This window comes from Anaerocolumna chitinilytica (assembly GCF_014218355.1).
In the GTDB taxonomy this organism is placed as follows: domain Bacteria; phylum Bacillota; class Clostridia; order Lachnospirales; family Lachnospiraceae; genus Anaerocolumna; species Anaerocolumna chitinilytica.
This window is the reverse complement of record NZ_AP023368.1, coordinates 4306626-4332335: the sequence shown is the minus strand read 5'-3', so window position 1 is coordinate 4332335 and position 25710 is coordinate 4306626. Positions and strand designations below refer to the sequence as shown.

Annotated in this window: 24 protein-coding genes; 19 read left to right on the top strand and 5 right to left on the bottom strand. The window is 34.8% G+C overall.

Annotation, left to right across the window (positions count from 1 at the left end; translation table 11 throughout):
- Window positions 1–288: 288 nt before the first annotated feature.
- From bsdcttw_RS18910 to bsdcttw_RS18890, 5 genes are all read left to right on the top strand, one after another.
- The gene (locus bsdcttw_RS18910) at window positions 289–1218 is read left to right on the top strand and encodes an amidohydrolase family protein (RefSeq protein WP_185256370.1); all 930 of its coding nucleotides are present in this window, start codon (window positions 289–291) and stop codon (window positions 1216–1218) included.
- A gap of 96 nt (window positions 1219–1314) precedes the next feature.
- A complete protein-coding gene (locus tag bsdcttw_RS18905) occupies window positions 1315–1743 on the top strand; it encodes a DUF3788 domain-containing protein (RefSeq protein WP_185256369.1) in 429 nt (142 codons plus the stop codon).
- Between the two features lie 930 nt (window positions 1744–2673).
- Window positions 2674–3297 carry a hypothetical protein gene (locus bsdcttw_RS18900; RefSeq protein WP_185256368.1) on the top strand — a complete coding sequence of 208 codons (624 nt, stop codon included), beginning with the start codon at window positions 2674–2676 and terminating at the stop codon, window positions 3295–3297.
- 362 nt (window positions 3298–3659) lie between these two features.
- Complete coding sequence (locus tag bsdcttw_RS18895; protein ID WP_185256367.1) at window positions 3660–4607, top strand: adenosine deaminase; 948 nt, start codon at window positions 3660–3662, stop codon at window positions 4605–4607.
- Window positions 4608–4824: 217 nt separating this feature from the next.
- Window positions 4825–5700 (top strand): GNAT family N-acetyltransferase, encoded by an 876-nt coding sequence (locus tag bsdcttw_RS18890; protein ID WP_185256366.1) that lies wholly within the window; start codon window positions 4825–4827, stop codon window positions 5698–5700.
- A 213-nt stretch (window positions 5701–5913) separates the two neighbouring features.
- On the opposite strand, the gene bsdcttw_RS18885 is transcribed toward bsdcttw_RS18890, so the two are convergent.
- From bsdcttw_RS18885 to bsdcttw_RS18875, 3 genes are all read right to left on the bottom strand, one after another.
- Window positions 5914–6786 carry an IS3 family transposase gene (locus bsdcttw_RS18885; protein WP_230989144.1) on the bottom strand — a complete coding sequence of 291 codons (873 nt, stop codon included), beginning with the start codon at window positions 6784–6786 and terminating at the stop codon, window positions 5914–5916.
- 32 nt (window positions 6787–6818) lie between these two features.
- Window positions 6819–7505, bottom strand: a complete 687-nt coding sequence (locus tag bsdcttw_RS18880; protein WP_185256365.1) for a helix-turn-helix domain-containing protein — start codon at window positions 7503–7505, stop codon at window positions 6819–6821.
- 218 nt (window positions 7506–7723) lie between these two features.
- On the bottom strand, window positions 7724–8611 hold the full coding sequence (locus bsdcttw_RS18875; protein WP_185256364.1) for a substrate-binding domain-containing protein: 888 nt from the start codon (window positions 8609–8611) through the stop codon (window positions 7724–7726).
- Between the two features lie 211 nt (window positions 8612–8822).
- Between bsdcttw_RS18875 and bsdcttw_RS18870 the strand changes: the two genes are divergently transcribed.
- The 7 genes from bsdcttw_RS18870 (at window position 8823) to bsdcttw_RS18835 (ending at window position 16048) form a co-directional block, all read left to right on the top strand.
- Complete coding sequence (locus tag bsdcttw_RS18870) at window positions 8823–9275, top strand: GNAT family N-acetyltransferase (protein ID WP_185256363.1); 453 nt, start codon at window positions 8823–8825, stop codon at window positions 9273–9275.
- Between the two features lie 141 nt (window positions 9276–9416).
- Entirely contained in the window at window positions 9417–9695 is a 279-nt protein-coding gene (locus bsdcttw_RS18865) for a hypothetical protein (protein ID WP_185256362.1), read from the top strand.
- A gap of 578 nt (window positions 9696–10273) precedes the next feature.
- Window positions 10274–11296 carry an acyltransferase family protein gene (locus bsdcttw_RS18855; protein WP_185256360.1) on the top strand — a complete coding sequence of 341 codons (1023 nt, stop codon included), beginning with the start codon at window positions 10274–10276 and terminating at the stop codon, window positions 11294–11296.
- 402 nt (window positions 11297–11698) lie between these two features.
- On the top strand, window positions 11699–12664 hold the full coding sequence (locus bsdcttw_RS18850; protein ID WP_185256359.1) for an alpha/beta fold hydrolase: 966 nt from the start codon (window positions 11699–11701) through the stop codon (window positions 12662–12664).
- Window positions 12665–12994: 330 nt separating this feature from the next.
- Complete coding sequence (locus bsdcttw_RS18845) at window positions 12995–13975, top strand: helix-turn-helix domain-containing protein (RefSeq protein ID WP_185256358.1); 981 nt, start codon at window positions 12995–12997, stop codon at window positions 13973–13975.
- Between the two features lie 179 nt (window positions 13976–14154).
- Window positions 14155–15003, top strand: a complete 849-nt coding sequence (locus tag bsdcttw_RS18840) for an MBL fold metallo-hydrolase (RefSeq protein ID WP_185256357.1) — start codon at window positions 14155–14157, stop codon at window positions 15001–15003.
- A gap of 133 nt (window positions 15004–15136) precedes the next feature.
- Window positions 15137–16048 carry a helix-turn-helix domain-containing protein gene (locus bsdcttw_RS18835; RefSeq protein WP_185256356.1) on the top strand — a complete coding sequence of 304 codons (912 nt, stop codon included), beginning with the start codon at window positions 15137–15139 and terminating at the stop codon, window positions 16046–16048.
- 79 nt (window positions 16049–16127) lie between these two features.
- On the opposite strand, the gene bsdcttw_RS18830 is transcribed toward bsdcttw_RS18835, so the two are convergent.
- A complete protein-coding gene (locus bsdcttw_RS18830) occupies window positions 16128–16589 on the bottom strand; it encodes a ferritin-like domain-containing protein (RefSeq protein WP_330602254.1) in 462 nt (153 codons plus the stop codon).
- 336 nt (window positions 16590–16925) lie between these two features.
- On the opposite strand from bsdcttw_RS18830, the gene bsdcttw_RS18825 reads away from it, so the two are divergent.
- Genes bsdcttw_RS18825 through bsdcttw_RS18810 form a run of 4 tightly spaced genes read left to right on the top strand, consistent with a single transcriptional unit; the run spans window position 16926 to window position 22754 of the window.
- The gene (locus bsdcttw_RS18825) at window positions 16926–17486 is read left to right on the top strand and encodes an XRE family transcriptional regulator (protein WP_185256355.1); all 561 of its coding nucleotides are present in this window, start codon (window positions 16926–16928) and stop codon (window positions 17484–17486) included.
- 41 nt (window positions 17487–17527) lie between these two features.
- Complete coding sequence (locus bsdcttw_RS18820; protein ID WP_185256354.1) at window positions 17528–19231, top strand: TerB N-terminal domain-containing protein; 1704 nt, start codon at window positions 17528–17530, stop codon at window positions 19229–19231.
- Entirely contained in the window at window positions 19228–20550 is a 1323-nt protein-coding gene (locus bsdcttw_RS18815; RefSeq protein ID WP_197979805.1) for an ATP-binding protein, read from the top strand. Before bsdcttw_RS18820 ends, bsdcttw_RS18815 begins: the two co-directional genes overlap by 4 nt.
- 5 nt (window positions 20551–20555) lie before the next feature.
- Window positions 20556–22754, top strand: coding sequence for a DEAD/DEAH box helicase (locus tag bsdcttw_RS18810; RefSeq protein ID WP_185256352.1), 2199 nt, complete (start codon window positions 20556–20558; stop codon window positions 22752–22754).
- 157 nt (window positions 22755–22911) lie between these two features.
- Here the strand turns inward: bsdcttw_RS18810 and bsdcttw_RS18805 are convergent, their stop codons facing one another.
- Entirely contained in the window at window positions 22912–23721 is an 810-nt protein-coding gene (locus bsdcttw_RS18805; protein ID WP_185256351.1) for an aldo/keto reductase, read from the bottom strand.
- 298 nt (window positions 23722–24019) lie between these two features.
- Here bsdcttw_RS18805 and bsdcttw_RS18800 point away from each other — a divergent pair, with 298 nt between their 5' ends.
- The 3 genes from bsdcttw_RS18800 to bsdcttw_RS18790 all read left to right on the top strand — a co-directional run bounded on the left by bsdcttw_RS18800 (window position 24020) and on the right by bsdcttw_RS18790 (window position 25560).
- The gene (locus tag bsdcttw_RS18800; protein ID WP_185256350.1) at window positions 24020–24496 is read left to right on the top strand and encodes an SHOCT domain-containing protein; all 477 of its coding nucleotides are present in this window, start codon (window positions 24020–24022) and stop codon (window positions 24494–24496) included.
- A 153-nt stretch (window positions 24497–24649) separates the two neighbouring features.
- Window positions 24650–25069, top strand: a complete 420-nt coding sequence (locus bsdcttw_RS18795) for a GNAT family N-acetyltransferase (RefSeq protein WP_185256349.1) — start codon at window positions 24650–24652, stop codon at window positions 25067–25069.
- Window positions 25070–25098: 29 nt separating this feature from the next.
- Window positions 25099–25560 carry a GNAT family N-acetyltransferase gene (locus bsdcttw_RS18790; protein ID WP_185256348.1) on the top strand — a complete coding sequence of 154 codons (462 nt, stop codon included), beginning with the start codon at window positions 25099–25101 and terminating at the stop codon, window positions 25558–25560.
- The last annotated feature ends 150 nt before the right edge of the window (window positions 25561–25710 follow it).

The window sequence follows — 25710 nt, the reverse complement described above, 5'->3', positions numbered from 1 at the left end:
GAAAAGCTGGTCACCTTCTAACGTTAGTGACCAGCTTTTCCTAATCAATCAAAAAATATGTGTAACTATTATGTGCACATAAATCAGAAGTGGATGGACCCCTTGAATGGTAGACCCCTCTTGACAAATTTATTGAAATCAATTAGATAGGTAATGTATAATATATCCATGTTATTAGATTCGCTGTTGTAAACAAATGTATACTATAAATCGGATTTGTCGGGCAATTGATAATTTGCAGTTATTAATAAAGTAAGGAAGAAAATTCATATTTAGAGGAGTATTAACATGGATGAATTATTTAAAACTCATTTGCAAAATCATTCTCTTAATGGACTCAGTTCAATTTGTAAAAGTGACTTACATAACCACTTTGGAAAAGGTGGAAACATTAAATATATTGCGTCGATAGCTGATATAAAAATTGATATGCCCCCTGAAAAATTTGAATCTTTATTTCATATGGATAAATGGTTTCAAAACAATATAAAAAATTACTGTCCCTATATAAAAAGGTTGCAAGCTGCTTTTGTTCAAGCAGCAAGTGATAATATCAGTATACTGGCAGCGAGCATTGGATTTAATGATGAAAACATGGAAAAATTTATCCAAACAATGAAAAGCTTTAATCAACAATTTGCACCTAATACAATTTTACTACCAGAATTAGACTTTGCAAGAGGTTGTGATACGGATTATGAACTATCGAGACTTGATGAAATATTGTCATACAATTGGTATAAGTCAATCGATATTAATGCAGGTGAAACGCAGCAACCAATAAAGAATTTTAAAAAAATATATAGAAAAGCGAAGGAATATGGTCTTAGATTAAAGGCACATATTGGAGAATTTGGTACAGCGGACGATGTAATAGAAGCTGTTGAAGAGTTGGAATTAGATGAAGTTCATCATGGAATTGCTGCTGCGAAGTCAGGCTTTGTAATGAAATGGTTAGCAAAGCATAAAATTCAATTAAATGTTTGTCCGACAAGTAATATTAAGTTACAAGTTGTAGAATCTTATGCTACCCACCCTATCAGAAAATTATATGATAACGAAATTCCCGTTACAATAAACACAGATGATATGTCGGTATTTAATCAAAGTGTTTCACAAGAATACCTTAATCTTTATAAATCAGGGTTGATGAATGTTGATGAGTTGGATATCATCCGTAAAACTGGTCTAAAAGAAATTGAGTATTACGAAAACTGAGCTGAGGTAAGGATGTAGACATGTTTGGTGCAAAGGTAATTGATGTCCCTAATCAAGAAAAAATAACTATTGATGGTTTTAGGAGGTGTAAACACTTTGTATGAAAGAATGTTAGACAAGCAGACGGTACCATCATTTGATGATATGATTTCTTATTGTGACGATGCCGGAGAGTTGTGGACAGATTTGGACAAATATCTAAAGGAAAAACTTAATATGAAAGGTTGTATTCGCTTTCCGTATGGGAATAAATATGGATGGAGTATGAAGTATAGCTATAAAAGCAAACATATATGCGATATATTTGCTGAAATAAGTGCTTTTATGGTACTTATCCGTATTTCAGACGATGCAATCAAACCAATTTACAATGAATTAAGTATTTATGCCAAAGCTGTATGGGATAACAAATATCCTTGTGGAAGCGGAGGCTGGCTTAATTACCGTATTACGAACAAAGAGCAATTACAGGACTTAATGAAGATAATAGGTATAAAAGTAAATAAGCAAAGTAAAATGAGCTAAATATATTTTCATTATAATTAGATATTAATTTAATAGTACGTATTAACTAGAAATGGATGGAACCCCTTCCCTTTTAGTATTTGTGGGATAGAATTATGGTTCAAATCCCGTCTCGCGTTTAACTATTTTCCTTAGGAATTTTGAGAAATCAAGGCTTCTAGGGATTTTTCAATTTATAGGATTTGAGTACACTGTTCTGCCTTCTTTATCGCAGAAGATTTGTTTCTCCTTTCGTCTTTGATGCTAAGAATATGATTGAATCACTTGTTCTATATATGAAAAAATTTCAATAACCGTTTATCCATATATAAATGCGATGTGTAACCGTTATTGGAATATGTTGGACTATACACAAAAGAATCGCGCTTATTGAAGAATGGTCGCTAATCCTTATAATTTAAGGGTTAGCGATTTTTTATTGTTGAAAAACATGTGTGCAGGATGTGTGCAATATCCATTTATGTATGCAATAGGTCTTAATTCGGATTATGACATATTAGGTTTGTACAATGAAATCGAGCAGAATCTTGCCTATAAGACCAAGACCTTATGAGATATTTGAAAAAAAGACAAGATAACCGTTTTACTCGTAGGTATAACGAGCAACCGTTTTCATGTTTAATATTGAATGCGTACACTTTGTGAAAGTGTAGAAAATACACTTATTTACAGTATTCATTGACTTCATATCATTATTAAAAGTATAATTATATTAATGGTAAATTTCAGTGAAGATAACTTCTATGCTATTTATGATACAAAAATCAGATAAATATTTTTATCAAAAAGGGAATTAACTATAAGTGTTGGTTTTGAACTTGTTGATATTGGTAGACGATATTTATTCGAAACTGAACCAGATGTTTTATAAGACATTTAAGGAACATTTGGTTTAATTAAATATCTTATGTTTTTTGAAAGAGGTTTTAAATGAAAAAGAAAAGTGTTTATATAGAAATTAGTCACCTTGATTATTGGTGGGGTATCTATAATTTTAAAAATTTAACAGATTGGGAAGATGTTATAATTTATGAAAAATGGGGGAAAGGTTTCAGGAAATTAGCGTGGACATGCATATGTACTAAAGCATACTTCCGTAATGGGTTAGAGGAATTAAAAGAAGATGATGAGGAACTTGAATTTGTTAATAAGATTGAAGGATTTTTAGCGGACAACGATACTATCTATCACTATTATTATGACAAACCTAATGATAAAGATTTCTTTGAAGTTCCATATGAAGCAGAGCGAAACGCATTAAAAATAAAACCACGTTCTATTGAAACATGGTATCCCTGTGAAGGCATTGATAAAAATGTAATAGATATCGTTGTAAGAGATTTCTGCAGAAAATTTTTAAATTTAGAAACTGATATGATTATTTATAAAGATGAAGAATCTTTTGAAAATGCGCAAGAATCATATGTAGAATCAGAGATACAATGGCATCAATGCAAAGGAATGGTGATTTCGGATAGCTTAATCGAGGAAATTGGAAGAGAGTTAAATATATCAAAAGAAAAAGTCGTGAAATTAATAGAACGTTCAGTTTAAGCACATCGCCCTCTTTCAGAGGTATATCCAGTACTGTACATAGATGCAATCCACAATTCTGTGCGTGATAATGGGATTATCCGTAAGCTTGCAGCAAAGAGGAAAGTTCTGCACATCTTAATCGACTTTTAAATATTCGCTCTTAATCTTTCATCTGTTCTTATAAATTTAGCGGTAGAACATCCAAAGATATTGGCGAGGGAACTAGCTACTAACTTCTGTGTACTTGCAGAGAGAGTTTTCCTGCTTTCCAACCCACTCATTAGCATAGACCATACATTTTTTAGCAAAATGTGATGTTTTACCTTTATTGGAATATGTTGGACAATACAAAAAAGAATCATATAACGCGAGGTGTGGAAATGATACATGAATTCAAAACATGTTTACAAAATCATAATCTTTTAGAGTTAAGTTCTATTCCCAAGAGTGATTTACATAATCATGCTGGGTGCGGAGGGAATGTTAACTATATCGCCTCCCAGACTAATATAAAAATCGACCAGCCTCCAGCTGTATTTGAATCTATGTTCCATATGTATTCTTGGTTTACTGATAACATAAAAGTTCATTGTTCTTATTTAAAGCGCCTTGAGGCAGCTTTCGTACAAGCTTATGATGATAATATACATGTATTGGCAATGAGTTTCGAGACGGATGAAGCTAATAAAATTGGTGGTATGGATTTAGGTTTATTCATACAGACGATGAACACTTTCAAGCAAAGGTTAGCTCCTTCAACGATATTTTTACCTGAATTAACCTTCAACCGAGCTTGTTGTGATGTTGATAGTGCCTATTCGCGACTTGATGAAATATTGTCATTTCAATGGTTTAAGTCCCTTGATATTTGTAATGATGAACTTGCTCAACCGATAAAGAATTTTAAAAAGATATACAGAAAAGCGAAAGATTCTGGACTTCGACTGAAAGCGCATGTAGGTGAGGTTGGCACTGCTAATGATGTGATGGAGGCTGTCGAAGAATTAGAGCTTGATGAAGTACATCATGGAGTTGCAGCGGTAACATCTCCTTTTATTATGAAATGGTTAGCTGATAACCGGGTTCAATTAAACATTTGCCCCTCAAGCAATGTAATGCTGGGGGTTGTAAAAGGATATGATGTTCACCCTATAAGAAAATTGTATGATTATGGAATACCGGTAACGATTAATACAGATGATTTATTAATTTTTAATCAAACCGTTTCACAGGAATATTTAAACCTTTATGAAGCTGGATTAATGACAGTTGAAGAATTAGATGATATACGTGAAATAGGACTGAAAGAAATAAATAACTATGTGTGATAAGAATTCTATATTGATTTGCAATATTTATCTATAGCTTCACAATTCTATTAGATTAATTGTTATTTGATTTTGAGTAGAATACGGGAAAGTCCCTTTCTATCAGTATTTTCTCGAGAGGGTAGAATTCGAATTCATAGAATAGTATAATTTTGTTAATTTTATTTTGCAGTAAATTAATTTGCTCTTTATCACGATTTAAAAGTGGGGGATAAGAATGAAGTTAGAATACTATACTGAAAATGTAAATTTACTTGAAAATTTTACACTTGTTAGAGAATTTCTGAAAGAACTAACAAGTGCTAAGGCATATGAAAATTGGCATTGGGCACGATGGGGATGGCTAATGGGACACCCAAATTTTCATGATGATATGCTAAAAATGATAGGTTTATGGAAAGAGGATAATAAGATTGTTGGAATTACAACTCATGATATGAGAGTGGGTGAAGCATATTTAATTTGTAAACCGGACAATTATGAATTATTAAAGGAGATGGTTGAATTTGCAGAACAAAATATTGCTTCCGAAGGTAAATTAAGTATTATAGTTTATTGCGAAGATAATATTCAAAAAGATTTATTAAAGTCTTTGGGGTATTGTAAGACTGACAATCAAGAAGTAATTCTTGAATATGACTTTATGGAAGAAGATTTTTCATATTCGTTACCCGATGGTTTTTCGCTTACGAGTTGTAAGGATGAGAAAGATATTAATAAATATGTTAGAGTTATCTGGAATGGTTTTGAGAACGAGGGAGAACCACCTATTTTTGATAATGATTATGATAAGCCATTGAGAGAAAATTGGAAGGAAGAACTATCCGTATTTATCAAAACCCCAGATGGTGATTATGTTGCACATTGTGGTATGTGGTATGAGGAAGGTGAAAAGACTGCGTATATTGAACCTGTGTGCGCAGTGCCGGAGTATCGAAATAAGGGTTTGGCAAAGGTAGCAGTATATGAATCGATGAAAAGATGCAGTAAATTGGGTGCAAAAAGAGCAATTGTTATTTCAAATCAGGAATTCTATTATAAAATTGGTTTTAAGGTTAGTTCAACCTATTTCTTCTGGGAAAAAAGACTCTGAACTTAAATTAATCAAATTTAGCATAATGAGAAAAGATGCCTTATGTGTGCAAACATACTTCTATATGTCAGTATTTGTGCTTGCGGGGATTTGTTCGAATCCTTAATAAAAAAGGGCAGGAAAGCTAGTAAAATGGTGTGCTTCCCGTCAAGTAGACAATTGAAAAAACAAAAAATTTTTTTGATATGCTGCCCAATGAAAGGGCAGCATTTTTCATGCAGCTAATAATAGTTTTTGGTGATATTCCATTGGCGTTAATACCCCTAACTTTCTTTGAGGTCGTTTATTTGTGTAATAATCCATATATTCAGTGATTGCATTAACAAGTGCTTCTCTGGTATGGAATTTCTTACCGTAATACATCTCTCGTTTGAGGATTCCCCAGAATCCTTCCATTGGACCATTATCTATACAGTGTGCGACACGGGACATACTTTGTGTCATGCCAGCATCGACCAGCTTTTGATGAAATACTTTAGAGGTATACTGATACCCACGATCGCTATGAAGCAGAGGATGTGCTCCGGGATTAGCAACGAGAGCATCGTCAAACGTGTCAAATACAAGTTTATTATCATTATGATCATTAATAATATAGGCAACAGGACGACGGTCGCAAAGATCAAGTATTACACTTAAATATAGTTTACGTATGTGATCAATGCTTGTCCCATACTTAAATTCAGTGACATCAGTTACCCATTTTTCATTGGAGCTGCCAGCGTTAAATTCACGGTTCAGGATATTTTCAGCCGTATAAGCAGGATCAGCCGCTGATTTTGTGCAACCATTGTTCCGATATTTTAAGTTTGATCGGATCTTTTTCTTCCTGCATATACGAAGTACTCTTTTATCATTGACATTGATATTATCATCATGCTCAAGTGAATCACGGATTCTGCGATAACCCATATCGGGATGTTTGTCATGAATTGCCTCAATGCGTTCTGCCAGCTCTTTGTTTAGCTTATCATTTGGGTTATCTTCGTGGTTCAACCATTTATAATAAGCAGAACGGCTTATTTTCCCTAACTGACATAGTGAAGAAAGAGAATATCCTTTTCCTTCTGCCAAGAGTTCTTGGATTGCATAATAAGTTGCTATGTGCTGTTTTTTTTCTAAAATCGCCTCCTCTCGACTTCTTCGAGTTTTTTTAAGAAATCTATCTCCATCTGCTGATTTATCGCTTGAGCCTTCAGCATTCGGTTCTCTAGTCGCAGTTTATCAAGTTCCGTCATTTCTTCTTCTGGCTTCTTTTTTCCTCGTCGGTCAGCTAAGCCACTTAATCCCTTTTCCTTATAGCGATGTACCCAGGAATAAACCTGTTGATAAGAAACATCATATTTCTTAGCAGTCTCTGCATAATTATATTGATTCTGAGTGCAATCCTCTACGATTTTAGTTTTTTCTTCCAGTGTTGTTTTGCGGCCATTGCCATTAACCATGTGAAACACTCCTTCTAATCGAGAATCGGTAAGTTCTACATGATTATTATACTGCTTAACCCATTTAAGTACAGTAGTTGGTGCATAAATTCCGTATTTCAATGCCACCTCTTTATAAGATGTGCCGCCTGCTAAATATTCATTAACCACCTGCTTCTTAAAGTCTGCAGAATAATTCGGACTGTGATGAGTTCCTTCAAAAGCTTCTTCTCCAAACTTCTGATAATTATCATACCATCTCTGAACAGTCTTAAAACCTGAACCATACTTTTGGGCAAGCTTATATAATGATATTCCTCCTGAAACATACTCCTTTATTGCTTCAAGTTTTAATTCTTTACTGAATTTTTCCCTAGACATGAAAATGCTCCTCCTATGATAACAGTTTTATTATTTTAACTGTCTACCATAAGGGGAGCATATCAAAATCAAGCTTTCCTGTTTTTTGGCTACTAATTTCTATCGACTTATAAAACAATATAGATATTTATAATCGGACTGTTTATTTCACTAGTTTGTTATATTTATAAGGTTTTTGTTAGTTTTCTCTTTTTGTCTTGAATTCTAGCATAAAAACATTAACTAGTATACCTTGTTCGGACGGATACCCCAGTATTAAGATAGGGCGGACCTGTTTCAAAACCCTTTAAAGCTGCTATGGTTTCTGCCATTCCTAGATATCCCATGGTGTATGGATTTTGTACCATAACCGCTTTTAAGCTTCCATTCTCAATCAATTTCTGAGTTTCAGGTGGAAAATCGAATCCTATTCCAACTATTGTGGTGCTACTTTTACTGATTGCATACCCAACACCGATAGTTGTATCCTCATTGGTACCAAATATTCCAACTAAATCCGGGTTATTAGCAATATAACTATCTGCTATTTTTAATGCACTTGCTGTGTCTGGACCAAATTGAGTATTAAGCAGTCTGTAATTTCTATTAGGAGCTAATACGCTACGAAAACCATTAACTCTTTCTCTAGTATTTGTACTCATTATGGAATCGCTAACAATTCCTATTGTGCCTTGTCTAAGTCCAGCTGCTGCTAATTCAATAATCATATTTTCACCAGCCGTAACACCAGCACTGTAATCATCAGTAGCAAGTGTTATAATGCCTTCTTCAGCTGCAGGAGTATCTAGATATATAATTTTAACACCTAAGGATTTTGCATATTGTATCGCACTGGATACTTTTACAGGATCGAGAGCAGCTATTAGCATAGCATTTGCACCGTTATTCGCGGCATTCGTAATTATTTCTATTTGTTTTTCTGCTGATCTTTCTTCAGGAGCATCCCAAATAAAATTAGCACCTACTAAACTAGCCATATCATTGATTCCTTGATTAATGATAAACCAGAATTGACTGATCTTGTCCTTGGAAATATAGTAAATTTTGTAATCCTCTAAGTTAAATGGTCTTATAAGCATATTTGTATATTTATCTCTTATATACATGATTTAACCTCTTTAATAGTAAGAATTATAGCGTGTTTATTTAATATATTCATTATCAGCTAATCTATTACCTATCTATAATTGTATTAAGCTAAAACGATAAGTTTCACTTTAGAAACGAAGTTAGATTGACATAATAAAACATGTAATATATAATTTATGGAATAAAATGGATAATTCAAAATTTTGCTGGATAAAATTGGGGAATGGGATGAAATATATAATAAAATTGATAAAAGAAGATGATTATGAAGAAGCATTAGAATTAATTTGGAAATCATTTCTACAATTTGATGCTCAATATTGTGATGATGAAGGAATAAAATCATTTGAAAGAGATGTAATTAAAAACCCAATGTTTATTAAAATGGTTCTAGAAGAAACAAATTATATATGGGGAGCGTATTATCAAAATCGGTTATGTGGAGTTATGGTTGTTAGAAGAACCAATCATATAATGCTCTTATATGTAAATAGTACAATGTTGAGGAATGGTATAGGAAGTGCACTTGTAGATGAATTAAAGTATAGTCAGCATATAATTACAGTAAATGCATCACCGTTCGCTGTTGAATTTTATAAAAAACTAGGGTTTGAGGTAATAGATACAAAAAAAAATCGACATGGAATTATTTCTATACCTATGATTTTAAAAACTCAATAAATGAAAATACATTAAAGAGGAAAATAACTGCGATACTGGATTGTTATCTTTTTTTACATCGATAAACAGTAATTTATATAAAATGAATTATCACTTTGGAGGAAAAGCATAGAATAACTCGGCTCAACCTTGGAGGTAAACATGTTGAATATTAAAATAAGGTTAGAAGAAGAAAAAGATTTTCGTAAAGTCGAAGAAATCACACGTTCCGCATTCTCATATCCAGGACGAGTAGAAAGAGGAGGCATAGGCTGTCCTTTTGAACATTGGATGGTTCATGTCTTACGTGAAGAAGATGGAATAACCGACCTTAGTTATTTTGCAGAAGGCGACAATATGATAGTTGGTCATATTATTTACAGTAATGCTCGTGTAGAAACTACTGATGGATATATTGTGCAAGTATTGTGGCGGTGGTAATTATTCTTCTTTTTTTGCAATGGAACTCAAAAAGGGCTATCTTGAAGGTGTTCATGGTAAGTTTTATGAATCCCAAATATATGATGATAGCCTCAATCGTAATAGTGTTCTTGAGTTTGATAAGACTTTTTCTAATAAATTTTCTAATAATTTATAAAAATATGTGCACTATTATGTGGACATTAAACTGTTTAATCGAAGAAAAAACAAGTCGTTAGGAGTAACTAAACCATCTACTCAGTATTGGCAGCCTGATTAGGAGCCTCAGTGGATTACTCTTCTTGAACCTGCAGGTCATCCGTTTTGCCTGTGCTCCCATGGATAATTATGTAAAATCAAAATAACAAAGAATCCTTTCGCCGCATGAAGCTTCATTGTTTTTATTCCACTTCATTATCGAGGAATTTACATCTAATGACTATTTCATTATTTTGTATGTTTAAGCAGGAATAGCATCATTACTATTTGATTTTTAATACATAATTTTCGTATAATCGATATGAAATGAATGTATTATGGAATTATTTAAGATAGTTGATAATAAGCTTAAACGAATGAAAGAATAAGAGGTAACTAGGATGCAAGCAAAAGATGTTAATAACACTTTTTATGTACTAAAATTCTTTGCTATCTTAGCTGTTGTAATGGCCCACTCTGTATACACTCTGATTCCGAACGATACGGTGGTAAAAGTATTTAATTCCTTTGGGAGATGTGGTGTCATAATTTTCTTTATTATATCCGGTTATTATTTTAGAAAAGAAAAATATGAAAATGTATGGCAACTGTTAAAAGCAAAACTTAAAACTATAGTAATACCGTGGATTATTTGGGGATTGGCAATTTATTGTACAAGATTTACGTCAACAGGGTTATATTTTAACTTGAAAGAAATAATTTTATGGCTCTTGGGATTTGGTACTTATCTATATTTCTTAACGATATATATTTTATTGCTATGTATATTTCAGTTATTACCTAATAAGAGTGTAATTCAGGTGATTTTAATCCTATGTACTTTAATCAATGTGTATTTAGTTGCTGGAAATGTTGGACCATATTCGATTTTAAAATCAACGAATGTTCAATCTGAATTAATATATCTTTCAACATATTTAAATATATTTAATTGGATCGGTTTCTTTGCGTTAGGTTTACTAATGAGGAAAAAGAATATATTTGAAAGTATAAATTCATGGGATTTTAAATATAAAAATATAACTAAGAAAATAATTACCATATTTATCATTTTGCTTTTAATAGTAATGATTTTGGTTGAAAAGGGTAATACCTATTGGACTAATTATAGTATTTGGATTGAAATGGGTTTCTTTGTAATACTATTTAAAGTTTCAAAATTACTTAAGAATGTAAAATATATACAGGAAATTGGAAAAATAACAATGCCAATTTATTTAATTCACTTTTTGATAGAAGGGTTTATTTTTAATAAAGTCTTACCGGAAAGTATTATAATGGGATTAATAAGACCTTTGATATCAGTATTAATTATATATTGGTTATTACAATTGGGATTATTTATAAGTAAAAAAATGCATCTTCAAAAATTATATACTACTGTTTTGGGATTAAAGTGGTAAAAATAAGATTTGTACATTATGCAGCAATGTGTATAGATAAATGACAAGAGTTTTAAACCTCTATCTAACAGTTTAGTATGCATGGTATAATTTTTATATATACCATAAGGCTTTAAATAAGGAACTGGAAAGTCTTGATTTTTCAAGGCTTCCCAGTTCTCTTGTTATATTTGTAGAAGCTCAAGGGCATACAGTATATCTGGAATTTATTGAAATATGTGGGCCATATGAGGAATATTTAGTAGAAAGAGTATTAGAAGATATTGGAGCGAATCGAATAATGGGAAGTAGAATTAATAAAGATAAAGTAGTATAATTATTTAGAAGCCAAATTCTGTAAACAAGAGAGAAATACAGATTGAAAATGGTAACGAAGATTATTTTTAATTCGCGAGGTAAAAAATGAATGAAAAGTTCTTTATAGAAATCAATGGGTCAAAACAAGGAATGTTTTTGCAGAGCGAAAATACTGAAAACCCTGTGTTGCTATATTTACATGGAGGAGCTGGCTCACCCGAAGCTGCATTTGCTGAAAAATACCCGACCGGTCTGGAAAAGCTATTTACTGTTTGCTGGTGGGAACAAAGAGGCAGCGGGATATCCTATAACCGTAAAATTACTCCGAAAGAAATGACACTTGAACAGTTAGTTTCGGATACCATTGAGGTGGCGCATTATTTACGCAATCGCTTTGGAAAAGAAAAGATATATATCATGGGACATTCATGGGGCTCTTTGTTGGGAGTGATTACAGTGAAACAACAGCCTGAGCTTTTTCATGCTTATATAGGCATTGGACAAGTAGCACAACAGGAGCGGTCAGAACGTTTGGCTTATACATATATGATGGAGGAATTTTGCAAGTCAAAGGACAAAAAAATGATACGGCAATTAAAAAAGTTTCCAATTGAAACTGGTGGCGACATCAGTTTAAAATATCTTGTTGGAGTGAGGAGTGAAGGCATGAATAAGCTTGGTATCGGTGTTATGCGGAGCATGCCATCAATGCTGGACTTTGTTGCAATTGTGCTTCGATATAAGGGGTATACTTTAGGTGAGAAGTTCAAATTCCAGCAGGGTAGCAGTTTTTCTCTGAAATGTTTGTGTGATCGTATGATTTATATGGATTTATTTGAGCTGGTACCCTGCTTGCAGGTACCTGTGTATATTTTTCAAGGTAGGTACGATTATCAAACATCTTATGTAGTTGCAAAGGAATTTGCAACAGCGCTAAAGGCTCCCATAAAAGGTTTCTACACCTTTGAAAATTCTGCACACAGTCCTTGTTTTGAAGAACCTGAAAAAATGTGCAATATTTTACGTGTTGATGTTTTGCAGCAACAAGTTAGTTTATCTGACAAGATATAATGGTTTCAATTTTATCGTGGAAACCATAAAAGAAGATTATAAACATAATCCGCAAAACTATAAAAACTAATATGTGAGCAATGAGATATCAATTTAAAATAAAAAATGCAGACTAGCTAATATAGTAGTCTGTTTTTCTGTTATAAAAGAGGTGACTCAATGGAAAATAGCAATGGTAAGAATCGAATTGAACTGTTGCAAACAAACATAAACATATCCAACCGTATGAAGTCTTTCGGATATAGAATGAATATTTGAATAACAAGATAGAATGAGCAAAGAAATTCTGATAATAAGTGCTATAATTAAGTTATAAAGGAGGAAAACAGCATGAAAGTCGATTATCTAAAAAAGATTGAACAATGTATTGCATATATTGAAAATAATTTGACCCATAAAGTTTATATTGATGATGTTCTTGAAAGCACATATTATTCTTATCCTCATTTCCATAGAATATTTATGGATTTTGTCGGTGAGCCTATCACTTCATATATTCGAAAACGTAAGTTGTCATGCGCAGCTGAAGAACTCATTAATACGAAAAAAACAATTATTGATATAGCCTTAGACTATAATTTCAGTTCCCAACAGACATTTAATCGGGCATTTACTGGATACTTTGGCATTTCGCCACTGAAATATCGGAATAACGGAATGCTGGATGATATCTACAAGCCTTTTAATTTTAAAGATTGTTTTTTTGAAGAATTGTTATCAATTCCTGTATCAATCGAGAGATTGCAACCAATGAAGGTAGCTTCTTACCATTCCTTTAATGGCAATATAAAATTAAAGAATAGCAGGCAAGAACAAGAAAAAGAGATTTCAAAAGCGTGGGGAAATCTTATCAGATGGCAAATGTCTTATGAATACCAAAAGCAATATGGTGCTACAAAAAAATTACCCGCCACAAGAGAACTCGGAAAATTCATGATTGATCAAAATCATCATTTACCGCCGTATACAAGGTATTTCGGGTTTATAAATCCTTTTCCGATGAATTGCAATGAATTTGGTTATGAAACATGGGCAATGCTTACTGACATATCTGAACATATAAAAACAGAAGTGCAATATAAGGATATTGTTATTAAAGATTATGATGGTGGTTTATATGCAACCTCAGAGGCTACGTACGGCCCGGATTCGAATCTTGATAAAGTATGGAAATCGTTACATTACTGGTTAATGCAAAATCAACAATATAATTATGGAGAACATCAATGGCTTGAAGAGCATATTACGAAATCTGGAGAAGGAGGATTTCATAGTTTTAAATTATATTTACCCATTCAACCGACCAGATAACACTCACGGACTGACTTGAATATAAAAGTCATAGTATAGAAGTATAGATAATAAATACCATGTGAAAATGAGAAAGTTATAAAAATGTACATGACATAGGGAATTCTTTCTTTTAATTATTAAATAGTATGCTATCATATATTTCATAACTAATTATAGGAAGTTAGTGAGGTTAACAAATGGAATTTCAATTTCTTGGGACTGCAGCTGCCACATCGGTACCGTTAGTATTTTGCAATTGCGGTATATGTCAACAAGCTCGAGTTAAAAAGGGTAAGGATATAAGAAAAAGGTCTTCTGCAATTATAAATAGAGAGCTGTTAATTGATTTTGGGCCAGATTTATGTAGCCAGGCAGAGATGTATGATATTGATTTGAGCAATGTGAAGTATTTACTTCAGACTCATTCACATTCAGACCATTTTGATGCAGGACATTTTATAACAAGATGGAGTGAATATGCAACTAAAAATCTAGCTCATCTTGATATTTTTTGCTCTTCTGGTACATGTAATGATATGAATCATTGGATCAAGGAAAATGAACCATCTTTTAATATTTATGATATCTATTGGAAAACGGATATGAATTATGATTTACATCTATTAAAAAGTGGGGATATAAAAGATATAAATGAATATGAAATAATAGCGATAGATTCCGAACATGATAAACGAATTGAAGCACTGGTCTATATTATCGGGCATAAAGGTAAATATATGTTTTATGGCACTGATTTACTTAATTTATCACGAGATGCATGGAACATTATCCAAGACTATAAGCTTGATTTGGTAGTTTTGGATCAAACCTATGGAAGCGGATATAATCAGGGAGGACATTTAGACAGCGGGCAAGTCATTGAAATTATTCATGAGATGAGAGAGAGAAAGATTATTCATGAAAAATCATATATCTATGCTACGCATATATCACATGAAGGAAATGATACACACGATAACATGGAGATGCTCTCTAATGTAAATAAATATCATATTGCATATGATGGTTTAAAATTAGAATTTTAATACCAGCCTCCATTTTTAGAGGTTTGGGGTAAGAAGGAAAGTAGTATTTTCCGTTTTTGATAAAATCACAACTTATATCAAGATTTTTTAGGCCTTTATCTAGTATCCTACATAAGAAAGGAGGAGAACTATCTTGCATGAATGGAATGAAGCAATACAAAAAATGATCTATTGGCTGGAAGATAATTTACCTGATAATCCATCACTTCTTGACATGTCGGAGCAGATTGGGTACTCACCATATTATTGTTCAACCAAGTTTCATGAAATAGTAGGTATGACGATTAAAAGCTATATTGCAGGACGCAGACTTACAAAAGCCACACTTGAAATACGCGATACCAACGAGCGTATTCTTGATATAGCTATTAAATACGGATATTCCTCTCAGGAAGCTCTGACGAGAGCTTTTGTTAATGCCTTTGGATGTACACCAGCGGCATATAGAAGGAAGCCTACACCTATTGTTCTTTCAAATATACAAGATGTTTTACTTCCCGAATTTTATAATAAAGGAGTAAGAACGATGAATAAAACATGTCTAAAAAATGCCGAAGTACGTATGGAGTATCTTCCAGCACATAAATATATTGGTATCTGGAGTGATGAGGCGAATGGCTATGGTGACTTCTGGATGAAGCATAATTGTGATGAGGTGTCCGGTATAATTGAGAGTATGAGACATTTATCAGACCCTGTTGTTGGGTGTCATATGGCTGGATGGCATTATGTAAATGGAGTTCGTAGATATTTTTATGGTTTTGGTGTATCCCCTGATTATAATGGTGAGATTCCTAAAGGGTTTGCCATGAAAGAATTTCCTGCAAGCTATTATCTTGTTTTTTTCCATCCTTCCTTCGATTATCTAAAAGATAACGGTGAGGTTATGAAACAGGTAGAGGACCTGGCCTGGAATTATGATATTGAGGCGGAAGGCTTTAATTGTCAGAAATATCAATGGAATGAAGAAATTTGCCAAGCCTACCAGCGTCATTATCCCGAAGTTCTCGGATATGAGGTATTACGTCCGGTTAAGAGAAAATAATCTATAGGCATAAGCCTATTTAAGTAAACTTAAAGTTCAAGGATTACAGCATAAAAACTGTAATCCTTGTTTCTCGTAATTATACCATTTGATTAACAGTTTTATATTTATATATTCTTTCAGCATGACCCTGTTCTTCTGTTTCTATGTTATTCAGAAGTTTTCTTACATCAGAATTTCCAAATTGAAAAAGATCAAAATTATAAGCAGAAGCAACATATTTCTCAGTCGTAATAGCATCCGTACATAAAAATTCATCATTGTCTTTATCTGCCTGATTAAAGCTTCCAACATAAGTTGCAGTTGGATTATACTCTTTACCGGCTTTGTTGCCAGAGTTTCCGCTTGGAACTGTTCCATTAAGGAGCTGCCCTAAGGAATCATAATGTTTTTGTTCTTCCTGCTTTATAGAGTTAAATAGATTTTTTAACTCGGTATCTTTTGCAGAATTCTCATTCTTTGTATACTTATCAATACACAATTTCTCTTGGTCTTGTAAATCTTGAATTAGAAAACGCTCTTTTTCTGAAATATTAATCATACCGATTTATATATGGATTCCTATTTGATTGAATCATATATATATATACCTCCTTTTATATTGTATAAATTCAGTACTATTATTGCTGGATTTGTTATTATTATTCTTAAATGCATATTCTTGGATAATTTATTATGCTATTGAAAATGAAATATTTCAGATAAAATATTTACATTGTACAGGCATCCCATATGAATAGTAATGGGTAGTATTGTAATACTACTAGACTACTAGCTATGCAAAATCTGCAATTAATTGATATAATTGTTGCAGATACTGCGATTTGGTGTTGCATATAATAGGAAATATTGTATACTGATATTGGAGGTGTTCAACATGAACTTAGGGAAAAAATTATTAGAAGTTCGAGAGAACGCAAAAATTTCACGTGCACAGATGGTTGAACTCCTAAAAGAAAGAGGGTTTGACGTAAAAACATATACCATTAGTAAGTGGGAAACCGGGGTGTCAAAACCTACCATTGAGGCATTTCTTGCTATTTGTGATATCTGCCGGGTGACAGACATACGACAGGCTTTTGTCGGTAAAAGACTTTTATGCTTATATGACATTCCCGTCTCTGCCGGCCGCGGTAATTATCTTGACAGCAGTTCTTATGAGATGATTGAGGTTGACAATACGGTTCCAAGTTTAGCTGATTATGCAGTAAGAGTGAGCGGAAATAGTATGATGCCCCGCTTTGTAGATCAGCAAATAATCTTTATCCATGAGCAGCCTTCGCTGGAGGAGGGAGAGATTGGAATCTTTTGCTTAAATAATAACACCTATTTAAAAAAGCTTGGGAAGGGGTACCTGATTTCATTAAATCCTGAATATGACCCAATTCCAATTTTAGAGCATGATGAATTTAAGGTATTTGGTAAAGTTGTTGGGTAATTTTTTTATAAAGATAGTAATCCGCTTTTTGGGGAGGAATCATGGACGAATATAATATAAATAAAAAATATGAATCAGTTAAAATCCCCGAGCGGCAGCAGGTTCAGGGAGAGGGGACTGCTAATGACTGGCCTCAAAGAAAAAATGCAGAACCTATTTCATTTGAAGGAGAGACTTATTACGAGATTGAATATGATTCCTGCCCGATGCCTGGAGTCGGTAAGTTTGTAATGAAGTCTCAGAAAATAGAAGCCCCTGAAAAGGACGAAAAGCGAGAGCTGTTCAGTCAAATGAGAGAGCTTGCCAGAACATCCGGCTCCACTTATGACTATACAAAATTTTATAATCGGCAGGTTCAGCAGGATAATGCCAGAATCTTTTATAAACAAGGTGTTTTTATGAAAGATGTTACAGATGATTATCCCGGAAATGCACAATTTTCACAGTACTTTCCATATTACCAGATGATGGGTTACGAGCAGCTGCGGACCTATTTTACCTGGCGTACAGAGGTTAGAAAAGGGAAGGTCACTGATATATCCTTATCTTATGCATTTCTTTATCTCTATGAGCTATTAGGTAACATTGGAGTGAGCGATCCACAGGATGGACTTAATCAACTGATGTCTTTCTGGAAAGCTTTCAGTGTTTATAATAAGTCTATTGATAAATATGTACTAAGATGGCTGAAGGATTACCATATCTACTACGATTTGACCCATTCTTTTAAAGAATTTATTCAGAAGAATAATCTAACCCGTCATTATCCCAAAATGGACGGCATGGATGACAGTTTCAGTCTGTTTTGTGCAGTATCAAAATACGATATTAGAAAATCCACCTTTTTTGCCGGTGACAATGTAAGTCTCGTTATGGATTGTTTTTGTTTTTTAATAAAGAAACTTCGGCAGACATTTGAAAATAACGGAATCCATTTTGAAGAAGCGATATTTCAGCCCACTAAGAAAATGACCGAATGGAAGCCCTTTAAGGATGCATTGTTTTATCCATGGAAGAAACAGCCAGACAGGCAGATTGTGCTTTCAGAAAGTGAAATCTATATTTGCAATAAAAATAAATGGTCTTTTAGTACTGTCATCACATCCGAAAACGGCCGGCAGCTGATTGGATACCTTATGAAGCAGATGGAAGCAGCTTTAAGAACGGTTACGAACTATAAGTATAAGCTCACTGCTAATATCGACACGGTTAACCATGAAGCCGTCACCAAATTAAAAAAAGCAGGCTTATCTCTTGAAAATATTATTAATAATGCCGTTGGTGAGTTCTACAAAGAAATGACGAAAACGGTTGTAATCGTGGACCAGACCGCACTGTCCCGTATCAGGCAGGAAGCTCTTGTCACACAGGAAAAACTAATAGTGCCGGAACCAGAAGCACAGCTTCTATCTGCTGTTCCTGTTCAAAACCCCTTGGATTTCGCTTTTACAGCGAAGGAGGACATGCTTTCTGAACTATTGACTGAAACAATTCAGACTTCCCAGCTGGGTCCTTGGGAAAGTTTGAAAAGTATGTTAACAGAGATTGAAATCGATGCGTTATCGGTGGTGTTACACAGTAACTCAGAATTAAAGAAATACGCTGATGAATGCGGTATTATGCTTGAGGTGTTGGTTGATGGAATTAACGAAAAGGCGATGGATTGCATGGGGGATAACCTTTTGGATGAGGAATTCGTTATTTATGATGATTATAAAGAACAAGTAAAGGAATTAATAGGATGAATATGGCAAGTCAAGTACCGAACAGAATAGCGAACATATTAATCAATGCTTTAAAAGGCGGAGTTGTACCAAGAGTTGGCCTTGAATATATCACGGTAGGCCGAACCCAGGAGATTGCTGCCATACTTCATGATATTCAGATGATTGAAGAGGGCAGTGCGTCTTTTCGTTTCATTGTCGGAAAGTACGGCAGCGGGAAGAGCTTTTTACTCCAAACAATTAGAAATTATGCAACAGCGAAAGGCTTTGTGGTTGTTGATGCCGATCTTTCACCTGAACGCCGGTTTGCCGGTACCAAAGGGCAGGGACTGGCAACTTATAAGGAATTGATTCAGAATCTTTCTACCAAATCAAAGCCTGATGGTGGTGCACTTCCGTTGATACTTGAAAAATGGATATCAGGTATCCAAGCAGCTGTCAAAGCACAGCCGGGGGTGAGTGATGTTGAATTTGATGAGCTGGTGGAAAGACAAATCTATGCCGTTGCAAGTTCCCTGGAAGGAATGGTCAATGGCTTTGAATTCGCCAAAGCAGTGGTCACTTACTGGAAGGCTTACAAGCAGGACGATGCAGCGCTGAAATCAAATGTGCTGAAATGGTTTAGGGGAGAATATCCATCCAGGAAAGAAGCAAAGGATGAGCTTGGAATCAATTTCATTGTCAATGATGAGACCTGGTATGATTTCTTAAAGATATTTGCCGCATTCTTAGTAGGAGCAGGGTATAAGGGAATGCTTGTCGTGATAGACGAATTGGTCAATATCTTTAAAATACCGAATTCCATCACCAGAGCTAATAATTATGAGAAAATCCTCACCATGTATAATGATGTATTACAAGGAAAAGCAAAGCATATTGGCTTTCTTATGGGGGGAACGCCTCAATGTATTGAGGACAAGTATAAAGGGGTATTCAGCTATGAAGCATTACGTTCGCGCTTGGCAGAGGGACACTTTGCCACTGCTGATATAAAGGACCTTTCAGCTCCTATTATCCGGCTGCAGATGCTGTCCCAGGAAGAGATGTATATTCTCGTTGAGAAACTCTTAAATATCCATGCACAGCTTTATAATTATTTAGCTGGTCTGTCCCACGATGACTTGGTTTATTTCTTAACGGTAGAATATAATCGTGTCGGTGCACAGACCCATATCACTCCCCGTGAGATTATCCGGGATTTTATTGAATTGATCAACATCCTGTACCAGAATCCCCAGAAGACAGTTTCAGAGATTTTAGGTGATAATAGCTTTGAAATGGCGAAAGGCGGAGTATCCGATGAGATTATACACAGTGAATTTCAGGAATTTGAGGTATAAAGATTATGGATGTTTTTAATAGGCTCGCACCTTTTATTCAGGATTTTATTTATGAAAATAAGTGGGAGGAATTGCGAGGTAATCAGGTTGCTGCCTGTGAGGTTATCTTTGACACAGAGGATAATTTACTCTTGTCTTCCGGAACTGCTTCAGGTAAGACAGAAGCGGCTTTTCTGCCGGTGCTTACTGAGATTTATAACAAACCGTCAAGCTCGGTGGGAATCCTTTATATATCACCGCTCAAGGCTTTGATCAATGATCAGTTTAAACGGCTGGAGCAGATGCTTCTGGATTCCAATCTTCCTGTCACTAAATGGCATGGGGATGCTTCTCAGACTCAAAAGAACAAGCTTATCAAAAATCCGGAAGGACTGCTGCAAATCACTCCGGAATCTTTAGAAAGCCTTATTACCAATAAACGCAGTGCCTGCCTGTCCTTGTTCTCTGATTTGCGGTTTGTTATTATTGATGAGGTCCACTACTTCATGCGGGATGTCAGAGGGCTGCAATTACTATGTGTTCTTGAGCGGCTTAAACAATTGACAGGTGTTAATCCCCGGAGGATTGGCTTATCTGCAACTTTAGGTGATATATCACTGGCGGTAAATTGGCTGAATACCGGAACCGGACGAAACTGCACCGCTCCCATTGTGGAAGAAGGGAAAAAGCGTGTAAGGCTTCACATTGAGCGCTTTGTTAATTACGCCGAAGAGCGGGATCTTATTACGAGAGACGGGAGTGGAAATGTAGTAGATGTCAACTCAGGAGATATAGGTGACCGGGAACATTACGAATACCTTTTCAGACAAACACTGGATAAAAAAACGATTATTTTCACTAATAGCAGGGAAGAGACAGAGTTTATCATTGCACATATACGGGAGATAGCATTACAGAATAAAGCACCGGATGTTTATCGGGTTCACCATGGTAATGTTTCGGCGTTGTTGCGGGAAAATACGGAAGATGAAATGAAATCTGCGGATGAGAAGATTGTCACGGGAGCTACTGTCACACTGGAGTTAGGTATCGACATTGGTTCTCTTGACCAGGCCGTTCAAGTCGGAGCACCTCTTAATGTTTCCAGCTTTGCTCAGCGTTTAGGCCGATGCGGCAGGCGCGGACAGGTCCCTCAGCTGTTATTTACCTTCGTCGAAAGCATAAGGATAAATTCCGCAGATATTCTAGGACCGATTAATTGGGAATTTATACGGACTATCAGCATTATACAGCTATATTTAAAGGATCATTGGATAGAACCCATTCCTCCCCAAAATCATGCTTATAATCTTTTGTATCACCAGACAATGAGCTGTCTAAAAAGCAACGGTGAGATGTCACCGGCAGGACTGGCTCAGTCCATTCTATCCTTAGGCTGTTTTAAGAACATTCCCCAAGAGGATTATAAATGGCTTCTTTCTCATATGATTAACATAGATCAGCTGCAGCGGACGGAGCATGGCGGATTGATTATCGGAAGAGAAGGAGAAAAAATCGTAAACAGTCATAAATTTCTGACAATATTTATGGCACCGGAGTATCTGCTGGTAAAAGATGAGAACCGAACTATCGGTACAGTTGATAAAGTCTATCCGGTTGGTACCCGTTTTGCATTGGCAGGTATAGCATGGGAGACAGTGGATGTAAATGAAAAATCGAAAGTTATCTTTGTAAAAAAGGTACCCGGGGTATCGGTTGTAGACTGGAATGTAGACTTTAATGCCGAGCTTCATACAGTTCTTGTCCGCAAGGTGCGCAGTGTTTTAAAAGAGAACGAACCCTATCCATATTTAAGCGACCGCTGCAGAGACAGATTAGCTGAAATTCAATATATTGCCCGCAACAGCGGAATACTGGATAATCTCGTGACCCCACTGTCAGATAGAAAATATGCTATCTTTCCCTGGGTGGGAACAAGACAATTAATGACCTTGAATTATGCTTTACGGTATCGAAAAATTAAGAGTAAGCTTCCTTGGATTACTTGTGTTTATCTAGAAGTGCTTTTTGAAGGATCGAAGGAGGAGCTGGAGAGCATCATCTATGATATTGTTCATAGTGATCTTAATCTATATGACTTACCATTACCTGACAAGGTCCAGATTGATGGAAAGTACAACGAGTTCATTCCCCTTGAACTGCTTCGAAAGCAATTCATAGAAGATTATCTTGACTTTGAAGGTCTTAAGGATGGATTATCATAATCAAAAAAGGTGCTGTTGCAAAATAGCTAATTTACTCTTTTGAAAGGATTGGGTGTATAATAATACATCCAGTCCTGTTTTAGAGTTCATTATGGCTATTTTGCAACAGCCCCTTTTTTATTAAAACTATAGGATGAGGTATGTGTAGAACCTAGGGTTAATTGTTAACTTGATCCAGAGTTTTCATATCTTCATCAAGGATAACAAAATCTACTTTTGCATTCGAAATAATTCGTTCTTCCTTTGTTGATTTGGGGATAACAACAGTATCTTTCTGCAAGCAATAACGGATACAAAGCTGTGCGGGAGTTACCTGATATTTCTCGGCCATTGCTACAATCGTTTTATTTCCAATTATTCTTCCGGTTGCCAATGGAGAGTAAGCGGTAATTTTAATATCAAGGGGTGCGCAAAAATTAACGATCTCTTCCTGTCTATGACCAATATGAAAGGAAATCTGATTCATCATTGGTACATATTTGCACATTGATAATATTGGTTGTATATGTTTGGGTTCAAAGTTTGAGATACCAATTGCCTTCACTGCGCCACTATCATAGATTTCTTCTAAAGCCTGCCAGCTGTCGATATTTCCTTGTGTACAATCCTGACCAATGCTGTGCCAAGGCCAGGGGGCATGGATTAAATAAAGGTCAATATAATCCAGTCCCAATAAATTTATAGATTTCTGAAAGCATTCATGGGCAATTTTATGCCCCTTATGTTCTGCAGGGAGCTTTGTAGTAACAAAAATCTCTTCTCTGGCTATCCCGGAATCTTTAATAGCTCTTCCAACACTTGCTTCATTTCCGTAAGCCATCGCTGTATCTATATGTCTGTATCCATTCTGTAATGCCCACAGGACTGCCTGATAGGTCTGTTCTCCATCCGGTATCTGCCAGGTTCCTAAACCAATTTTTGGTACTTTGACTCCATTCTTCAACGTATACGTTTCCTGTAAAATCATGTGTAACCCTCCTTTTATTATTGAACGGCAGTTATTAGTTTGGACATTCCTAGAAGGAATATCCGGTTGTTGTATTGACAAGATACATTATACATAATAAAGCTAACTCGAGGTCAAGGAAAATATTATTAATTATTGATTATAAAGAGTAAATTTGATTAATTCAAAACACTTCATACACTTGAACAATTTATTCGGAAATCTTGACAAAATAATACATAGGTATGGATTGATTTTGTTGTAACTTTACCATAAAATAGTATAATATGCAGATAAATGAAAAGGAGAGGTTACACTTATGATGATGGAACATGAAATTGAAGTAAAAGTAAATTTTACTGTTGAAGACTGTTATGATGCTATATTAGAAGCGGTATCAACCCTCAAAAATTATGAAATTACTGATGAAAATGAAATTATCGGTACAGTACAAATTAAGGTAAAGGGGTTAACAGCTTCTCCGGGTGATTATGTGACTGTCACTATTTCACATGAAACCTCTGATATTACAAAGGTTTTAATAAGAGGTGGGGTAAAAGTACCATATCTGCTTGCTAAAAAAAATTGTATTAAAAATGCTGAAGCTATCGCTGCGGCGTTTGCAAATGAAATCAAAAATTATGAAAAAGCAGGACAAAGTGCGAGTAAATCAAAGTCTGATGATTCAGTTGAAAATAAACTTGAGCGTTTGAAAAACATGTATCAAAAGGATTTATTAACACAAGAAGAGTACGAACAAAAGAAAAAAGAAATTATAAACAGTATGTTTAATTAATCTAAAAATCGCTGATTCCTTAAAATAGGAGTTAGCGATTTTAGATATTTCATATTGTTAAAAATAATTATAATAATTCTTAATCTGGCTTTTATGTTCTAATAGTATTAACATTACCATAAGGCAATTGAATCATTAATAGGGGGAACAGATATGTTTCAGATAAGGGGCATAAAAAAAGAAGATAAAGACTTTTGGTATACGCTTGACAGGCATTTGCCGGAAGCAGAATTTATAAAAAAAGTAGCAGATCAAAGAGGATATGTAATATTTGATGATGAGAAACCCATCGGGATATTACGTTTTAATATGTTTTGGGATAACATCCCTTTTTTAACTATGATTTATATTGACTTTTCTTATCACAAAAAAGGATATGGCAGAAAAGCCATGGAATTTTGGGAGGCTGAAATGGCTGGGTTGGGTTATAAGATGGTTATGACATCAACACAAGCCGATGAAGAAGCACAGCATTTTTATCGGAAGCTTGGTTATAAAGATAGTGGTTGCCTGGTACTTGATATACCGGGCTTTGAACAGCCACTTGAAATGTTTATGATAAAAGCAATTTGATAATCTAATAGATGAAGGGGAATTTACGAATGATAATAAGACCTGCAACAGAGAAAGATATAGAAGCTATAAGACAACTTTTCTGGGAATTGGATACGGATGCTATAAAGCATCAGCCGGAACATTTTCAGCGGGGAGATAGAAACGATGAATCTTTAATAGAAATGATTAATGGCCCTAAATCACAATTCCTTCTGGCAGAACTTCAGGATGAAGTAGTTGGATTTTCGTTATTATTTGAAAAAGAAACCAATGGTCCAAGTCTATTAATACCGTGCAGGTATGCTTATATGCAAGACTTTATTGTGAAAGAAATACATAGAAACTGCGGTATTGGCACAAGGTTATTTGAAGCTTCAAAGCAATGGGCGAAAGACCGCGGTTTAGATTATTTACGTTTGTCGGTATTTCCTTCTAATCACAGCGGAATACGTTTTTATAAACGCCATGGCTTACAGGAGCAAATGGTCAGCATGGAGTGTCATTTATAGAATTTAGTTCTTTAAAAGCCTCAGAACACTAAATTTCTGAGGCTTTATTAAGCCGTGGTAATGTCTGTTAGCCATATGAGATAATGAGGATAGGTGTTAGGAATTATGGTATTGCAGGGGATAGCGCGGTTTCGGAGTAAACTTAAGAGT

What these genes read in the sequence shown, in the direction of transcription:
- bsdcttw_RS18845 (WP_185256358.1), top strand. Translation starts at nt 12,995, where the DNA reads ATGAAAGTCGATTATCTAAAAAAGATTGAACAATGTATTGCATATATT.
- bsdcttw_RS18865 (WP_185256362.1), top strand. Translation starts at nt 9,417, where the DNA reads ATGTTGAATATTAAAATAAGGTTAGAAGAAGAAAAAGATTTTCGTAAA.
- bsdcttw_RS18840 (WP_185256357.1), top strand. Translation starts at nt 14,155, where the DNA reads ATGGAATTTCAATTTCTTGGGACTGCAGCTGCCACATCGGTACCGTTA.
- bsdcttw_RS18825 (WP_185256355.1), top strand. Translation starts at nt 16,926, where the DNA reads ATGAACTTAGGGAAAAAATTATTAGAAGTTCGAGAGAACGCAAAAATT.
- bsdcttw_RS18800 (WP_185256350.1), top strand. Translation starts at nt 24,020, where the DNA reads ATGATGATGGAACATGAAATTGAAGTAAAAGTAAATTTTACTGTTGAA.
- bsdcttw_RS18900 (WP_185256368.1), top strand. Translation starts at nt 2,674, where the DNA reads ATGAAAAAGAAAAGTGTTTATATAGAAATTAGTCACCTTGATTATTGG.
- bsdcttw_RS18805 (WP_185256351.1), bottom strand. Translation starts at nt 23,721, where the DNA reads ATGATTTTACAGGAAACGTATACGTTGAAGAATGGAGTCAAAGTACCA.
- bsdcttw_RS18855 (WP_185256360.1), top strand. Translation starts at nt 10,274, where the DNA reads ATGCAAGCAAAAGATGTTAATAACACTTTTTATGTACTAAAATTCTTT.
- bsdcttw_RS18890 (WP_185256366.1), top strand. Translation starts at nt 4,825, where the DNA reads ATGAAGTTAGAATACTATACTGAAAATGTAAATTTACTTGAAAATTTT.
- bsdcttw_RS18815 (WP_197979805.1), top strand. Translation starts at nt 19,228, where the DNA reads ATGAATATGGCAAGTCAAGTACCGAACAGAATAGCGAACATATTAATC.
- bsdcttw_RS18795 (WP_185256349.1), top strand. Translation starts at nt 24,650, where the DNA reads ATGTTTCAGATAAGGGGCATAAAAAAAGAAGATAAAGACTTTTGGTAT.
- bsdcttw_RS18810 (WP_185256352.1), top strand. Translation starts at nt 20,556, where the DNA reads ATGGATGTTTTTAATAGGCTCGCACCTTTTATTCAGGATTTTATTTAT.
- bsdcttw_RS18910 (WP_185256370.1), top strand. Translation starts at nt 289, where the DNA reads ATGGATGAATTATTTAAAACTCATTTGCAAAATCATTCTCTTAATGGA.
- bsdcttw_RS18875 (WP_185256364.1), bottom strand. Translation starts at nt 8,611, where the DNA reads ATGTATATAAGAGATAAATATACAAATATGCTTATAAGACCATTTAAC.
- bsdcttw_RS18880 (WP_185256365.1), bottom strand. Translation starts at nt 7,505, where the DNA reads ATGTCTAGGGAAAAATTCAGTAAAGAATTAAAACTTGAAGCAATAAAG.
- bsdcttw_RS18820 (WP_185256354.1), top strand. Translation starts at nt 17,528, where the DNA reads ATGGACGAATATAATATAAATAAAAAATATGAATCAGTTAAAATCCCC.
- bsdcttw_RS18895 (WP_185256367.1), top strand. Translation starts at nt 3,660, where the DNA reads ATGATACATGAATTCAAAACATGTTTACAAAATCATAATCTTTTAGAG.
- bsdcttw_RS18830 (WP_330602254.1), bottom strand. Translation starts at nt 16,589, where the DNA reads ATGATTAATATTTCAGAAAAAGAGCGTTTTCTAATTCAAGATTTACAA.
- bsdcttw_RS18870 (WP_185256363.1), top strand. Translation starts at nt 8,823, where the DNA reads ATGAAATATATAATAAAATTGATAAAAGAAGATGATTATGAAGAAGCA.
- bsdcttw_RS18790 (WP_185256348.1), top strand. Translation starts at nt 25,099, where the DNA reads ATGATAATAAGACCTGCAACAGAGAAAGATATAGAAGCTATAAGACAA.
- bsdcttw_RS18850 (WP_185256359.1), top strand. Translation starts at nt 11,699, where the DNA reads ATGAATGAAAAGTTCTTTATAGAAATCAATGGGTCAAAACAAGGAATG.